The sequence below is a fragment of the Shewanella sp. Isolate8 genome (genome assembly GCF_022398495.1).
In the GTDB taxonomy this organism is placed as follows: Bacteria; Pseudomonadota; Gammaproteobacteria; order Enterobacterales; family Shewanellaceae; genus Shewanella; species Shewanella aquimarina.
Genome location: NZ_JAKEVI010000001.1, coordinates 307,649 through 323,198, shown reverse-complemented (window position 1 = coordinate 323,198; position 15,550 = coordinate 307,649). Strand labels below are relative to the sequence as shown.

Below are 15,550 nucleotides of genomic sequence, written 5' to 3'. Positions count from 1 at the left end.
ATTAGCCTTCGAACAGATTCTGATGCAGCGCACTCACCACCTGAGCCGCCTCAGACTCGGCCACCAGGACACACAGGTTGTGCGGGCTCGCCCCCTGACAGATCATGCGCACATTGTGGGGCTCAAGCACCTCGAAGACCCGGCGACACACACCTGCCGTAGTGGCAATCTTATTGCCGACGATCGCCACCAGCGCCAAGCCCTCTTCTACCCGCACCCGGCAGTGCTGTGACAGTTCCTGCAACAAGGCCTCGCTCAGCAGGCTGTTTCCGGCCGAATCTGATCCCGTCTTATCTAAGGTCAGCGAGACGTTTACCTCTGAGGTGGTGATCAAATCCACACTGATCTTATGCCTTGCCAGGGTGGCAAAGGTTTCGGCCAGGAAGCCCTGGGCATGCAGCATCTGCAGGCTATGCAGGTTAAGTAGGGTCTGGTCGCGTCGTACCGCCACGGCGCGATAGATAGGCTCGTCATTCACCTGATGACGAATCCAGGTGCCGCCTAGCTCAGGGGCCTTGCTAGAGCCGACAAACACCTGAATCTTATGTCTGACCGCAGGCAAAATGGTTGCCGGGTGCAGCACCTTGGCACCAAAGGTGGCCATCTCGGCCGCCTCGTTGAAACTGATCTCAGGGATAGGACGCGCATTCGGTGCAAGGCGTGGATCTGTGGTAAAGATCCCCGGCACATCCGTCCAGATCTCAACCGCAGACGCATCCAGCGCCTCGGCAAGCAAAGCCGCAGAGTAATCGCTACCCCCACGCCCTAGCGTAGTGGTGGCCCCCTGTTCATCGGCGCCGATAAAACCTTGGGTCACGATTCGCTGCTCACTAAGCAGCGGTAGCAGATGCTCTGAGCAAAGCTGCTTCACCGCCTCTATCTGCGGCTCGGCGCGGCCGAAATGACTGTCGGTGCGCATCACCTGACGCACATCAAAGGCACTCGCCCGCTCGCCCTTCTCTCTTAACACGGCAGCAAAGAGCACAGACGAGCACTGCTCACCCTGAGCCAATAATTCATCTATGGTCGCCTTGCTGCGATGCTGGCAAAGCGACTCGCTCAGGCTGGCAATCTTACTTAAGATGGCATCGAGGCGGGCGGCCACATCATGGGGCTGACCCAACTCGTCGAGGATCTTATATTGAATCGAGGCGATCGCCTTGAGCAGCTGCTGACGACGCTCAAAGTCCACATGCTCCTGAGTTAGCTCCACCAACAGATTGGTCACACCGCTCGAGGCGCTAACGACCACCACGCGGGTTTCAGGGTTGGCCAATACGATATCGGCGCAGCGGTTCATCGCCTCATAATCGGCAACCGAGGTACCACCAAACTTAGCAACAACAATAGACATTAGCGCACCTCAACCCAAGTAGCTGACGATGACACGAAAGAAATAGATAACATTGAATACGCTCCGAACTTACTTCGTTCGAAGAGCCTGGTGCAAAGATGACGCACCCCAAGACGGGAAACAGCGATTGCCACCAGAAGCTCTCCACCAAAAAACAGGTGACAATCGATGGGATTCAGCCCAGTCGACCGATAAATAGATGAAACCAAACATCTCTTTACCTCGGCGTTAATCTCCCTCATAAACCGTCAACGGAGTTTGGACTCCTCGGGCTTACTACCTAGTTAACGCTCCTCTTCTGTATCACTAACCTTAAGGTCAGGATGCAAGAAAACTATCAAATAACAGAATAAAAAGTCAACGATATTTTAGCTTGTCTTGATGAAAGCCTCTCAAGTTCCCCGCCTGCTAGCGGCTGATGTCGGGCAGCTCGCTGACCAGACAGACCCGGGCAGAAAACTTGCCCAGGGTGAGCTCGTCATACTCCACCAGACAAGGCACCAGTTGCAGCTCGTCCTCATCGACAAAATAGATGGCGTTTTGATTAAACACCTTGCCAAGATCTACGGCTGCGGCCTTATCGATAGACACGGCCCAGCTCTTCTCCATATGGCCTCTGTCACTGGAGGCACCGATCAGGGCACGATAGGGATATTGGAGACGTTGAATATGACGTTGAAGCTGTTTGTCGAGGAGACGGTTTTGCGAGGGAGAAAGGTGTTGGCCTTTAGGATTATGAGCGGTAATGATTGCAAATGATAACGAAGGGGAGAAAGGTTGTGTAAGTAAGAACTGCGTTTGCTGATAGCATTGCCAAAGGTGTTCGCTTGCTGTACTCATCACTAAAATATTCCTAAATTAGATTCCGTCGATTATAGCAAAATTCCTCCGCCTTCCTAGAGGTGTGAGACAGGTCACTTTATTAAATTTTATTAATACCATTAAAATCAGAACCTTATGCACACAAATGTGATTTACATCAAATCTCAAAGGAATTTTGTTAACATTTCATTTGTTAACAAATGACTAAAACGAGTACAATAAGTTCGTTGATTCACTTCCACTCATCTCACGATGAAATACTTTTTGTTACATCTTGTCGACGACAAGGTCATCAAAAGTTAGTCAATTTCCTGTATAAAATGTGAGCTTAGGCTGATTTAGCATTTAAACTTGAAAATATTAGATAGTTAACGGAACTATTCCCAACTATTGTTAATCGAAGTGAGTAACAGTTCGCGTGTCTTTTGAAAGAGATACGTATACTTTACTAATCATGAAGTGTGTTGCTGTACCAATTGGGTTTGATAAAAGCACTACGTGAGTTCGGTAATTGTCGCGAAGACAGATAGGGCGCAGCAGCACCAACTAGCGCTCATGGTTAGAACAGTTTTAAACAAATATTAGGTAAATAAATATGCAAAACCCGCACATTCTGATCGTTGAAGATGAAGCCGTTACCCGGAACACGCTAAGAAGTATTTTCGAGGCTGAAGGATATGTGGTAACTGAAGCCAATGACGGCGCAGAGATGCATAAAGCCATGCAGGAAAACAAGATCAATCTTGTGGTAATGGATATCAACCTACCAGGCAAGAATGGTCTACTGCTTGCGCGTGAACTTCGTGAAATCAACAACATCGGCCTTATCTTCCTTACCGGCCGTGACAACGAAGTTGACAAGATCTTGGGTCTGGAAATTGGTGCAGATGACTATATCACCAAGCCATTTAACCCACGCGAACTGACTATCCGTGCACGCAACCTGCTGACTCGCGTCAACAGCACTGGCGGCGAAACCGAAGAAAAGAGTGCCGTAGAATTCTACCGCTTCAACGGTTGGAGCCTAGAGATCAACAGCCGTTCACTGGTAAGCCCACAAGGCGAGTCGTACAAGCTGCCCCGCAGTGAGTTCCGCGCCATGCTGCACTTCGTTGAGAACCCAGGCAAGATCCTGACCCGTGCCGACCTGCTGATGAAGATGACAGGCCGTGAGCTTAAGCCACACGACCGTACCGTGGACGTGACCATTCGTCGCATCCGTAAGCACTTCGAAAGCTTACCAGATACGCCAGAGATCATCGCCACCATCCACGGCGAAGGCTATCGTTTCTGCGGTAACTTAGAAGAAGCATAAATCACATCCAGCTAGCGCAAATGTGATTCGATTAAAAAGCCAGTCTAACGACTGGCTTTTTTGTGTCTGGAACACTTATGCCAAAGCCCATGGATGGATAGCTTTGGTATTTGTACATGGACTGTACTTATCCCCGGTGGCCAAGGAAGGCCAAAGAGGGGATTTGTACATGGATTTTCTGTTTATGGAGAGGTATCCCCAATGGCCAGGGCCTGAAATGTTCCCGACATTTCAAGGCATTTCCTACCTGACCCACAGGGAAGTGGGGAATGTCTAAAATCCTAGGGAAGGATTTAGACCTGGAGGTCAGAAGGCCAAAGAGGGGATTTGTGTCTGGTACACTATGCCAAAGCCCAAGAATGGATAGCTTTGGTATTTGCACCTACAAATTTTGTCACACTAACCTAATTAACATCATCACACTGCATTGCTTTGAATCGCCTGCCCGGCGAGGGATGTGCAAACACAATTTTGGCACGCCGAATTTCCATCCTTGGAGCCTCCACGACGATGTCCTGTCATCAAGGGCCAAAATCGTGTTTACACAGGTATCTTCTATCTCTTCGATTTAGCTACATTTGATTAGATGCACAAAAGTTCTAAACCTAGGCTAACTAAGATTAGTTAGGTTTATTCGTACCTTGTTAAAATTTATTCAAAACCAACTCAACTACTTCAATACTTATTCCCCAACAAAAAGCCCTGCTGCTTTCGATAAGCAACAGGGCTTTTGTTTTGCTAAGGCTTAAGAGCGATAGCCTAGTGCTTCAGCTGCTTATCGAGGAAGTCAGCCAGTGAGCGGTAGAGGTGGGTACGCACCTTCTCACCGCGCATCGAGTGCTTAGAGCCAGGGTAATCAATCATTTGGAACAGCTTGCCCTCATCCTGCAGCGCCTTGTAGACCCGAGTACTGTTTTCAAATAACACGTTGTCGTCGGCCATACCGTGGTACATGAGCAGGCCAGACTGATAGCCTTTGACGTATGGCAGTACGCTAGAGGCCTCATAGCCTTCGGCATTGGTCGCCGGATGCGACAGGTAACGCTCTGTGTAGTGGCTGTCATACAGAGACCAGTCGGTCACGGGTGCGCCCGAGATAGCCGCCTTGAAGTAATCCGGCGCCTTAAACAGGCTCATCAAGGCCATGTAGCCGCCATAGCTATGGCCATAGATAGCGATATTCTTGCCATCGACATAGCTCAGGCTACGCAGGTAGTCGACACCGGCCTTCTGATCGTTCACCTCGGCCTCCCCCAGATGTTTATAGATCACTTGCTCGAACTTAGTACCACGATGAGCCGAGCCACGGTTATCCAGCTGGAACACGATAAAGCCCTGCTGCAACAGATACTGGGTAAAGTAGTCATGCTCACTCCAGCTGTTAACCACCAGCTGGGCATGGGGACCACCGTAGACGCGCACCACCACAGGATATTGCTTAGTGGCGTCAAACTGCGTCGGCTTAAACAGACGATATTGCAGTGCCTGACCGTCTTCAGCCTTTATCTGGCCAAACTCGGGCAGCTGCCACTGACCAAAGTAAGGATAGAGAGGGTGCGCCTTATCCACCTTGTTCTGCTCCACCCAGGCCAGACGCTTGCCCTGCTCGTCGTGCAAACTAATCTGCGGCGGCTGCGCCAGGCTGTTGAAGTAATCCAGATAGATTGCCTGATTGTCGGCAAATACCGGCGCGTGCATGCCGCTACGCTTGCTCAGCTGCTCTATCTTGCCGCCCTTGAGTGACACGCGAAACAGATGCTGCTCGACCACGCTCGCCTTGCGGCCGGTAAAATAGACCCAGCCTTCCTGCTCATCCACATGCACCAGCTCATCCACCGCCCAATCGCCCTTAGTCAACCGCTTAAGCAGTCGTCCCTGCTGATCGAACAGATACAGATGGTTAAAGCCATCGCGCTCCGATGCCCACAGCATCTGCGTTGATTTTTTGAGGAAATATAGGTCGTTATTCAGGTTCACCCAGGCGTCACTCTCCTCGCGGATCATGGTCATTGGGGCATCCTGGCTACGTAGATCGACAATACGCAGATCTAAGGTTTTCTGATCTCGGCTCTGCCACTGAAAGGAAAGCTGCAGGCTGTCTGGCAACCACTTCACTCCCGGTAGATAGATATCCTTCTCCTCTCCCAGGTCGACCCAGCGCACTTTTTTATCGGCCAGGGTCACCACGCCCAAGTCGATGACCACGTTGTTCTTACCCGCATAAGGGTAACGCTGCTCGGTTAGCTTGATGCCATCGGCATAGATCTCGTTGCGGGTCACCAGCTCTACACCGGACTCGTCGATACGTGTAAAGGCGATGGCCGACTCATCCGGCGCCCACCAGTAACCCGTCATCCTGTCCATCTCTTCCTGGGCGACAAACTCGGCCATGCCATTCTTGATGGCGCCGCCCCCATCTGTGGTCATGGCAGTAAGCTTCTGGGTTTTCAGATCGAATACATAGAGGTTCTGATCTCTAACGAAAGAGACAAAATGCCCCTTAGGCGACAGCTTGGCATCCGTGGTAAAGCCCTCCCCCACAGGCAGCGGCGTCACCTTGTTGTCACTCAGAGAGTAGTAATAGAGCGCCCCCGATGCCGGGATCAGCAGCGCCTGACTGTCATCCGCCCAAAAATATTCCATGATCCCCTGACCATAGATGCGCTGGCGCTCACGCCGCGCTTTCTCTTCGTCGGACAGTTCGGCACTTTTTAACTTATCGGCATCGAGCAGCAGGCTCTGTTTACCCGTTGCCACCTCCATCTGCCAGAGATCATAGAAATGTTGATCTTCCGCCCGCCCCGCCAGATAGGTCACCCGCTTACCGTCAGGCGACAGCTTTAATCCTCTTGGGCTACTCCCCGCCAACGCTGGTGAGGCATAGAGCCTTTCGATAGTGAGGGGCTCGTTGCCGCCAAGTGGCTGTACAAGTTGGGGTTGTGACGCACTTACCGCATGAGATAAAAACATAGGCACCGCCATTAAGGCTGAACTTATCCATTTTTTAGTCATTATTATGTCCGGATAGAAAACAGTTAGGTCAAATTGCAGGCTGACATTGTGCCCTAAAGTGACCCAAAACGAAAACCGCGATCCAGCCGACCTAAATTGCCGCTGAAAAAATGATTCATCTGGGGTAGAATCGCCCGCATAACAAGATAAGCAAGATCTGACCTCCAGTGCGAGCCTAGCTCCCATTTGTCATAGGAAATAACATGCAAACTCTGGCACAACACCTTAGTTCACAAGGAATTCAAGCTCCGCTAGCCCAGCTGTTAACCACGCTGGCCGATACCTCCAAAGCCATCAGCCATGCGGTGCGTCACGGCGCCCTTGCAGGCGTGCTGGGCGCCACCGAACAGGAAAACGTTCAAGGCGAAACCCAGAAGAAGCTCGACGTGATCACCAACGACATGCTCAAAGAAGCCTTAACCGCCGACAGCACGGTACGTGGCCTGGCATCTGAAGAGGAAGATCATATCGTCGAGGTAGGTCAGAGTGGCGATTTCCTGGTTTGTTTCGACCCGTTAGATGGCTCGTCAAACATCGACATCAACTCACTGGTGGGCACCATCTTCTCGGTACTGCCGGCTCCTAGCGGTGAACTGAGCGAGCAAAGCTTCTTGCAGCCGGGGCGTCAACAAGTCGCCGCAGGTTATGTGCTATACGGCCCTTCGACCATGCTGGCACTGACGACTGGCCAAGGGGTACAGCTATTTACCCTCAACCCTGAGACCAACGAGTACCTGCTGACCAACGACGCCATGTCCATCAGCAAGGACACAAGCGAATTTGCCATCAATATGTCTAACCAGCGTTTCTGGGAAGCACCGATGCAGACCTATATCGCCGACCTGCTGCTTGGTAAGATAGGTCCGCGCGAGAAGTCATTCAACATGCGCTGGATCGCCGCCATGGTTGGCGACGTGCATCGCGTACTGTCACGTGGCGGCCTGTTCACCTACCCCACCGACAACAAGAACCCAGAGAAGCCATACAAGCTGCGCCTGATGTATGAGGCCAACCCTATGTCCTTCCTGGTCGAGCAGGCGGGCGGCAAGGCCTCTACCGGCTATGAAACCATCATGGAGATCCAGCCAAGCGAGATCCACCAGCGCGTCGCGGTGATCTTAGGCTCGGCCAACGAAGTCGATGCCTGCCTGGAATACCATGGTCAGGATTACAGCGAAGAGCCAAGCCTGTAAACTAATCTTCTCCTGTTTATTAAATGAAAAAGTCGCCAACTGGCGACTTTTTTATTGCCTCACGGGAAGCATGTTAAAAGCCAATTCACGACTTTGATTCCAGCAGTTCCCTAAGTGGCGCCGGCAGTAATGCTCTCGATTTTTCGGTAATGGCTTTTTCATGCTTCTGCCAGAGCACGCCGAGATAAACCACCCCGAGCCCGATTAACGATAATGCAATCGGGAACAGCCAGCTATCCTTAAAGACGTCGTAAGCCAAGTAACTCAGATAGCCGCAACTGCCAAGGGCGCCAAATATCACGAACACTCTTCGAACTAATAGCGCGCCAACCCCAATCATCAACAGGTTAATGCAGAAATAGATGAACTTTGATAGTTCACTGTCAGAGTGCTGGAAAGTTAAGCCACACCAAAAGGCGATAACCCCAAAAATGTAGATCCAAAAGCCATAGTCAGCCTTATGGTGAGACCTAATATCGACCCAAAAGGCGAGCCCTATCATTAACAGGCCTAAATACATTGAGACTAAGGCTCTAAGCTCCCATGTTATATCATCACCCGAGATCACTACCGTCATGTCCATCGTCATATACCAGAGCGTGACCGCAATAGGCATGATTAAAAAGGGATATTTATATCGCCACGCGGTGATGACGCCGATGGCTAATGTCCCCAGTTCCATGTATAACCAATGCCATTTTATGACTCTGTGATAATCCCTGTATCTACTCTCATCTGGCCATACATCTAACCATTGTTGCAGGCCATAAATCGCTAGCGGGGTTAGACAGACGACAAAGGTGGCACAAATGCCAGCTGGGATGATGAGGCCTCTTGCCGAAAACCTGTTGGTCAGGGTTAAGCCAACAGCCGCATACAGCATCGAGATAAACAAAATACCTGCGCCGCCGAAGGACTCCCAACCTAAGTTCATGAAAAGTGTCATTGCGCCGATGGCGATAAGCCCACCCAAGTAATAGAGCACATGGGTAAAAGTAAATTTGGGGTTGGCACCAGGCTGAGCGGCTAAGAACTGATAGAGGGCTTCAGCTTGCTGAGCTGAAATGATATTTTCCCGCGCCGCAGCATCTAACTGTTTCTTACTGACATCCATGTTTACTCCCTGACATTAATTTTTGTCGAACACTGTGGCTACAGTGGTATTGCGATAATCACTTGTTATCTTTGACTTTCTCGATTGAGCGTATCGACAAGGGCACGCAATTTTGTCAACTTAAGCTCGGTAAGCAGCACGACGACAAACAGCCACAGGCCTCCAGCAATAAAAACGGAACTAATAAAGCTGCCACTCTGGTGTTGATATCCATAAAGGCCGAGCATAAGAACCAAAGAAGCGGATAACGACTTGCCCCAATCGTTGCTGCCCAGCTTATACTCGTTCTTCGCAATATCCTTGGTGACAGTGACGGGGTTAGCGAGACCATCGAGCTTCACAATGGCTTTGCTATCCTTCTGACGAACGTTAAACCCTTCGCTCTCTAGCACTTCAACAACGCTTTGCATAATTTAAGGTCTCCTTTCCTTATCGTTTCTCAATACCCAAATAGATACAGTCAATGCATAAAAGCTATCGAAAGACAGCACTCACCTCTTTCGCAGCCTAAACTCTTTATTAGCTGATTTTTCCTAAAGCGCTGCGTCTAAACCAGTAGAAACAATATATCCAGCCAACCGGCGGCATAAAAACATTTAGGATGCACGTATAAAAAACAACCAAAGAAAGATTGTTAGAAATGCCTTTTGCATACCTAATTGTCAGATAAATAACGATAAGAGCAAGAACCAAATACACTTGCCCCCAAACAGTTGCGTTTAAATCCATTCGACTTAACACTCCATTTTCTAAACTGCGCTTAATTATAAGATGCGAAATATCCTACTTAGACAAACTTAAGACTCTAGGTTCGAATCATACAGGCAATTTGTTTCTTTGCTAACTTTGACTTTTCATTGGTAGAACCTCGGCGCTTTCATTATCGAGCAAACTCAATACACTCTCATAACCATATTTGGGCTGCCAGCCAAGCTCATGCTGTGCCAGGCTTGAATCATACACACGATCGAGCGATTGTGGCATGCTCCAACCTCGAACCGCAAAGCTCTCGGCAAGCCCCGGTATCGCCTCTCGAATAACATCATTGGCCTCTCGATAAAGCCTTTCACAACATGCTTTGCTAAAGGGGGTCTTACCGGAAATGATGTAACGCCTGAATCCCGACAACCTGCGCTCCACGGCACAGGCATGGGCACGGGCAACGTCTCGAGCATCTATGCCGCGGGTCAAACGATAGACAGCCATTAAGTTCACCGGTTCAGGAAAACAGCGCGACATCTGCAGAACCGTGACAGGTAAATCAAACGAGCTTGAGATATTTTCGAGTAACTGCTCAGCCTTAATCTTTGAATGATGATAGATCGTCTTAGGCCTTGGCATCACAGTTTCATCAACCCATCCGGCACGTCCTTCGGGAGTTGACGCAAAACCATAAAGGGCAGTAGTGCTGGTGAATACAAAGTGTTTGATCCCCTTTTTTACCCCCATCAGAGCCAACTGCTCTGTCGCTTTGATATTGATCTCTTCAAATTCATCATCTGGTACCAACCCAACATGGGGCGCATGCAGCGCCGCGGTATGAATGATCACCTCGACACCTTCTAACGCTTCTGCCAATAAGGCAGTGTCACGGATATCTCCGACAACATCAGCGGTCGAACATGGTGTCCTATCGATCCCAACGACTTCATGCTCTTTCATTAGGTGAATATAGATGGCCCGACCGACCCTACCCGCAGTGCCTGTAACTAAAATTTTCAACTTTGCTGCCTATTTGAATACAGGAAACCATTCTAACAACGAAAAGCCTAATAGTACGAAATCCCAAACGCTTAACCCTTAAATGACAGAGTTAAAGCCTAATCTAAGAGGTAAAACTTCCTGTATAAATGCATCTGCGAACGTCGATAGCAGGGCCACCGGGGATAACGTCCCCATAAACGTAAGTCCCTATACAAACACCAAAGCCTTCCATCCCTGGGCTTTGGCATAAGTGTTCCTGACACAAATCCCCTCTTTGGCCTTCTGACCTCCAGGTCTAAATCCTTCCCTAGGATTTTAGACATTCCCCACTTCCCTGTGGGTCAGGGAGGAAATGCCTTGAAATGTCGGGAACATTTCAAGGCCCTGGCCACCGGGGATAAGCATATCCCTATACAAACACCAAAGCCTTCCATCCCTGGGCTTTGGCATAAGTGTTCCTGACACAAATCCCCTCTTTGGCCTTCCCTGGCCACCGGGGATAAGCATATCCCTATACAAAAAAGCCACGGCGGAGACCGTGGCTTTTTTAGCGGTGGCTTCCTAGCCACCTTTGGGATGTTGCTAAACTATGTTAGTAACCTATGAGTTAGGTTAGTTAAGAAGATTTAGTTCTTCTTAGAGTATTTCGCTGCTTCTTCACCCGCTAGGCGACCGAAGGTGATGATGTCAGAGATAGCGTTACCACCCAGACGGTTTGCACCGTGAACGCCACCAGTTACTTCACCGGCACCATATAGACCTGGAATGACCTGCTTCTTAGCATCCATTACCTCAGCCTTGGTATCGATCATCACGCCACCCATGGTGTGGTGAACACCAGGAGTTACTTCGATGGCATAGTAGTTACCTTCGTTTAGTGCACGTGGCAGGTTAGGACGCTCGAAATCAGCATCTTTACCGGCAGTCACGAAGCTGTTGTAGCGTGCAACGGTTTCGGTAAGTGCTTTACCGTCGATACCTTCCAGTTTACCTAGTTTCTCTAGGCTATCTGCGCTAGGTGCAACACCCAGGCCGATATACTTATCGATCTTCTTCAGAGACTTACGAACTGAATCATCGAAGATCAGATAGGCAGACTTACCAGTTTGCTTCAGGATAGCCGCAGAAGCTTTGTCTCGGGTGGTAATTTCGTTAACGAAACGCTTACCTTCACGGTTAACTAAGATAGCCCCGTTACCACGTACCGCTTCAGTTACCATCACACCACCTTTAACAGATAGGGTTGGGTGAGCCTGGATATATTCAAGATCTTTCATCGCTGCGCCAGCGTTTGCTGCTACGTCGATACCATCACCTACAGCACCTGGTTGGTTAGTAGAGATGAAGCCTTTTAGCTTAGGATCCAGCTTAGACACGCGCTCGTTGTTCTTAGCGAAACCACCGGTAGCAAGAATCACAGCATCTGCTTTCACCCAGTAGTAACCCTTGTACATACCCTTAACCAGGATACCTTTTACCTTGCCGCTGTCATCTTTTAGGATCTCAATGCCGCGAGTGTTCATACGGATATCGATGTTACGCTTAACAGCATTATCGTAAAGTACTTGTACCACGTGTGCGCCAACACCAGCACCACCTGTTGGACGGTGTGAACGGTTAACCGATGCGCCACCCATACGACCCACGTCGTTCAGGTCAGCACCCATAGCGGTCATCCAATCAACTGAACCTTTAGAATGAGAAGAAAGAATCTTAACCAGCTCAGGATCGTTGATGTTACGGCCACCTTTCATGGTGTCTTTAAACATGATCTCTGGGTCGTCTTTGATGTTTTTCGCTTTTTGCTGATCTGTCCAAGCGGCGTTCATACCACCGGCCGCCAGCTTAGCGTTACCACCGATAACAGGCTCTTTCTCAATCAGAATGACTTTGGCGCCGTTATCATGGGCCGATACTGCGGCAGAGAAACCTGCGCCGCCTGAACCCACAACCACTACGTCAACGGTATCGCGAGGTGCGCTAGCAAGAGCCGCTTGACGTTCTGCCTTGTCTTTCGCCAGTTCGGCAATAGTAGGCTCGTGACGCTCCCACTTCTTGGCATATGGCATGTTGAAATCGAAGCTATGGCAAGAATCACAGTAGACCATAGACTTTTCGTGGGCGCTGTGACATGAGGTACAGGATACATCGCCAGGGAAGTGAGAATCGTGGGCGTTGTAGTGTTCATGCTTAGTGGTTTCAGCCACTTCAGCTAAGGTACCATGACAAGATACACACTGCTCGTTCTCATAGGTCAGGCTGTCGTTTGACAACTCACCATCGGGTTGGTGGCAGCTATCACATTCTTGATTTTGGGCGTGGAAGTCAGCCAGGTTATCGGCTGCCATGGCGTTACCCATGAATCCGGCTGTGCCCATTAATGTGGCTAGACAAACCGCAAGTTTCATCTTTTTCATCTTTGCTCCCCCTTCTAAACTTACAGGCTTAACCCGCTGAATTTAGAAGCACTTACATTATATTTAGATTAAAGTGATTCACACTTAACTTTAGAAGAAAGCCTTAACAGGTATTGATGAGTACCTAGGGCCTTCACTATCGCTCGATATAAATGATTAACCAGGGATGACAAAGCGGCAAACGGATACCCTAAATAACCCTCAGAAATGACACCTCAATCACATGCCCCGAGATCCCCTATGCAAGTATGCATAATCACAAAGAGGTATATGCAAAAATGCATAACTCACGGAGATCGGGATCACCCAAATGTTAGCTAGGGCCTGTTGACCTTTTGAGAACAAATTTTATTCTAATTGAGCACGTTCAAATCGCGGCAAGAGGCTTGGAGTATAGTTATTCTATATAAAAGCCGAGTTACAAAGAGTTGAACGTGCTCAAGACGAACCCTGCGGGCAGCGTCTGTATCATTTTTCTACTGCGTTATCGCTCATTGATATAGCACACTAGATTACAATCGCTCTGCCTTGTATAAAATCGATACAGAGTGCTGCAAAAATGAACGCGAAAGATAAACAGGCCCTAGATAAGAAATCGCTAATTCGCGTAATACAGCACAGTTTATTGCATCGGAAAAATGTAACATTTCCGCATGAAACGCTTACTTATCTGCCTACTATTTATCAGCTTTCCTGCACTGACACAGGAGAGCATCGTCTTTGGCGTCCACTCGAAGACCGCGCCGCTAGAGTGGCGCAACAACGGTGTTGACCAAGGCTTCAACATAGAGCTGATGCACAGGATCGGCCAGCTGATCGACAGGCGGATCATCATCCGCCGCAAGAGCTTTCAGCAGCTGGTAAAAGATGTGCACAATCCCGGCAGCGACATAGATGTGATCGCCGTCGTCAGCCCGGTGAATCTGGATCGCAAGCTAGCCCAGTCGGATCCCATCTATGCCACCCATGCCAAGGCCTATACCCTGCAAGGTAAGGCGCTGATCAACAGCTGGACAGATCTGGTGGGTAAACGGGTTGCCATCAAGAAAGGCGCCTTCGTCGACGTCTATCTCTCAGGCTATCCGCAAAAATTTAACCGCGTCGATGTCGACCTGTATGAAACCGGCTTCAAGCAGCTGATTGAGGGCGAGGTGGATGTGGTGATCGCCGAGAGCTTCGTGGCCCGCCGCCTGCTGCCACTCTACCCTTCGGTGCGCAGCTCCAGCGACGCCCTCATCTACGGTGCCTTCAACTTCGTCTGTAACGGCAAAAAGTCGCAGCTGATGCATGAGATCAACGACGCCCTGCGCCAGCTCAAGCTGTCGGGTGAATATGACCGCCTGGTCAACAAGTGGTTTGGTACCGGCCGCGAGAAAGTCGACCTGACCTCGACAGAGAAACGTATGTTTTCTCTGGCGATCTTAGTCGCCATCGTCTCGGCGAGCGGTATGATCTACACAGGCTTCATCAGTGCCAGCCTGCGCAGGCGCAAGAAGGCGCTGGACGCCGAGCTCATTCAGCGCCGCCGGGTCGAGGCGGAGATCTCCAACATCTCCAAACAGTTCCAGTCTGTGCTGGACGGTATTCCTCACGGGGTCACCATAGTCAACCGCGAGCTACAGCGCCTGTGGAGTAACGACAACAATGTGCACCTGCTGATCTCGGAAGCCTTTCATTACATAGATAACCAGGCGTTCGACCTCAGGCCCGCCGTGCTGCAGGTACTCACCCAGCAAAAATCACTGATCGCCGATATGATGTATCAGGAGCAATATTGGCAGCTGCAGATCCACCCCATCGCCAACGATCAGGTGGTGATCCTGCTTGAGGAGAGCACGGAGCAGCATCAATTGCGTCAGGCCAACGAAGAGGCCAGTCGTCTTGCATCCCTTGGGGAGCTTTCTGCCGGCATCGCCCACGAGATCAATAACCCGACCGGGCTCATCCTGCACGCCATCTCGCTATTCTCGGCGGCGATGAAAGACTTAAGGCCCGCAGCCAACTACTATCAGCAGCACAACCCCTTCTGGCAGGTAGCCGGCCTGCCTCCCGGCCAAGCCATAGATGAGATGGGCGTGAGCTGCGACACCATAGAGGAGGCCGCCAAGCGCATCAGCCGTATCGTCAAGGATCTCAAGCGCTACGCCCTGCCTAATCTCACCCAGGAACATACTCCGGTGTGCCTCAACGAGGTGGTCGAGGTGGCGCTGCGTCTCACCGCTAACCAGACCAAGACCCGCCAGATCACTAAACTGCTGCACCTGCCCAGCCCGAAAATTATGGGGGATGCCCAGCAGCTGCATCAGGTGTTAATCAACCTTATCCAAAACGCCTGCCATGCCTGTCCACCCCATGAGGGCAGCATTCAGATCAGCACCCAGATTAGCCAGGGGCGCGCCATCATCAATGTCAACGACAATGGCTGCGGCATGGACAGCAATACCCTTAAGCGCATCACTGAGCCCTTCTTCACCACCCGGCGCACCGAGGGCGGCAGCGGCCTGGGCCTGTCGGTCTGCAGCCGTATCATCAAGGAGCATCAGGGGCAGATGCAGATCCACTCGACACCCGGTAAGGGTACCCGTATCCAACTTAGTTTTGCCTTGGTTCAGGAGTAGC

Annotated in this window: 10 protein-coding genes and 1 riboswitch; of the genes, 3 read left to right on the top strand and 7 right to left on the bottom strand. The window is 50.3% G+C overall.

Annotated features, from left to right (window positions below):
- Position 1 precedes the first annotated feature (1 nt).
- A complete protein-coding gene (lysC, locus tag L1D43_RS01345; protein WP_239849654.1) occupies positions 2 to 1,354 on the bottom strand; it encodes a lysine-sensitive aspartokinase 3 in 1,353 nt (450 codons plus the stop codon).
- A gap of 129 nt (positions 1,355 to 1,483) precedes the next feature.
- Positions 1,484 to 1,660: riboswitch (Lysine riboswitch) on the bottom strand.
- A gap of 102 nt (positions 1,661 to 1,762) precedes the next feature.
- The gene (locus L1D43_RS01340) at positions 1,763 to 2,194 is read right to left on the bottom strand and encodes a DUF3293 domain-containing protein (protein WP_011864584.1); all 432 of its coding nucleotides are present in this window, start codon (positions 2,192 to 2,194) and stop codon (positions 1,763 to 1,765) included.
- A gap of 577 nt (positions 2,195 to 2,771) precedes the next feature.
- Here L1D43_RS01340 and arcA point away from each other — a divergent pair.
- Entirely contained in the window at positions 2,772 to 3,491 is a 720-nt protein-coding gene (gene arcA, locus L1D43_RS01335) for a two-component system response regulator ArcA (RefSeq protein WP_011864583.1), read from the top strand.
- Positions 3,492 to 4,250: 759 nt separating this feature from the next.
- Here the strand turns inward: arcA and L1D43_RS01330 are convergent.
- Positions 4,251 to 6,503, bottom strand: coding sequence for a S9 family peptidase (locus L1D43_RS01330; protein ID WP_239849653.1), 2,253 nt, complete (start codon positions 6,501 to 6,503; stop codon positions 4,251 to 4,253).
- A 203-nt stretch (positions 6,504 to 6,706) separates the two neighbouring features.
- Between L1D43_RS01330 and L1D43_RS01325 the strand changes: the two genes are divergently transcribed.
- Positions 6,707 to 7,696 carry a class 1 fructose-bisphosphatase gene (locus L1D43_RS01325; RefSeq protein WP_239849652.1) on the top strand — a complete coding sequence of 330 codons (990 nt, stop codon included), beginning with the start codon at positions 6,707 to 6,709 and terminating at the stop codon, positions 7,694 to 7,696.
- 85 nt (positions 7,697 to 7,781) lie between these two features.
- Here L1D43_RS01325 and L1D43_RS01320 read toward each other — a convergent pair whose 3' ends face one another.
- The 4 genes from L1D43_RS01320 to L1D43_RS01305 all read right to left on the bottom strand — a co-directional run bounded on the left by L1D43_RS01320 (position 7,782) and on the right by L1D43_RS01305 (position 12,931).
- Complete coding sequence (locus tag L1D43_RS01320; protein WP_239849651.1) at positions 7,782 to 8,810, bottom strand: DUF2157 domain-containing protein; 1,029 nt, start codon at positions 8,808 to 8,810, stop codon at positions 7,782 to 7,784.
- Positions 8,811 to 8,875: 65 nt separating this feature from the next.
- Entirely contained in the window at positions 8,876 to 9,220 is a 345-nt protein-coding gene (locus tag L1D43_RS01315; RefSeq protein ID WP_239849650.1) for a hypothetical protein, read from the bottom strand.
- A gap of 430 nt (positions 9,221 to 9,650) precedes the next feature.
- The gene (locus L1D43_RS01310; RefSeq protein WP_239849649.1) at positions 9,651 to 10,532 is read right to left on the bottom strand and encodes an NAD(P)-dependent oxidoreductase; all 882 of its coding nucleotides are present in this window, start codon (positions 10,530 to 10,532) and stop codon (positions 9,651 to 9,653) included.
- 608 nt (positions 10,533 to 11,140) lie between these two features.
- Positions 11,141 to 12,931, bottom strand: coding sequence for a flavocytochrome c (locus tag L1D43_RS01305; protein WP_239849648.1), 1,791 nt, complete (start codon positions 12,929 to 12,931; stop codon positions 11,141 to 11,143).
- A gap of 653 nt (positions 12,932 to 13,584) precedes the next feature.
- On the opposite strand from L1D43_RS01305, the gene L1D43_RS01300 reads away from it, so the two are divergent.
- Complete coding sequence (locus tag L1D43_RS01300; protein ID WP_239849647.1) at positions 13,585 to 15,549, top strand: ATP-binding protein; 1,965 nt, start codon at positions 13,585 to 13,587, stop codon at positions 15,547 to 15,549.
- Position 15,550 lies beyond the last annotated feature (1 nt).

Excerpts from the sequence above, each read along its gene's own strand:
- lysC (WP_239849654.1), bottom strand. The coding sequence starts at position 1,354 with ATGTCTATTGTTGTTGCTAAGTTTGGTGGTACCTCGGTTGCCGATTAT.
- L1D43_RS01340 (WP_011864584.1), bottom strand. The coding sequence starts at position 2,194 with ATGAGTACAGCAAGCGAACACCTTTGGCAATGCTATCAGCAAACGCAG.
- arcA (WP_011864583.1), top strand. The coding sequence starts at position 2,772 with ATGCAAAACCCGCACATTCTGATCGTTGAAGATGAAGCCGTTACCCGG.
- L1D43_RS01330 (WP_239849653.1), bottom strand. The coding sequence starts at position 6,503 with ATGACTAAAAAATGGATAAGTTCAGCCTTAATGGCGGTGCCTATGTTT.
- L1D43_RS01325 (WP_239849652.1), top strand. The coding sequence starts at position 6,707 with ATGCAAACTCTGGCACAACACCTTAGTTCACAAGGAATTCAAGCTCCG.
- L1D43_RS01320 (WP_239849651.1), bottom strand. The coding sequence starts at position 8,810 with ATGGATGTCAGTAAGAAACAGTTAGATGCTGCGGCGCGGGAAAATATC.
- L1D43_RS01315 (WP_239849650.1), bottom strand. The coding sequence starts at position 9,220 with ATGCAAAGCGTTGTTGAAGTGCTAGAGAGCGAAGGGTTTAACGTTCGT.
- L1D43_RS01305 (WP_239849648.1), bottom strand. The coding sequence starts at position 12,931 with ATGAAAAAGATGAAACTTGCGGTTTGTCTAGCCACATTAATGGGCACA.
- L1D43_RS01300 (WP_239849647.1), top strand. The coding sequence starts at position 13,585 with ATGAAACGCTTACTTATCTGCCTACTATTTATCAGCTTTCCTGCACTG.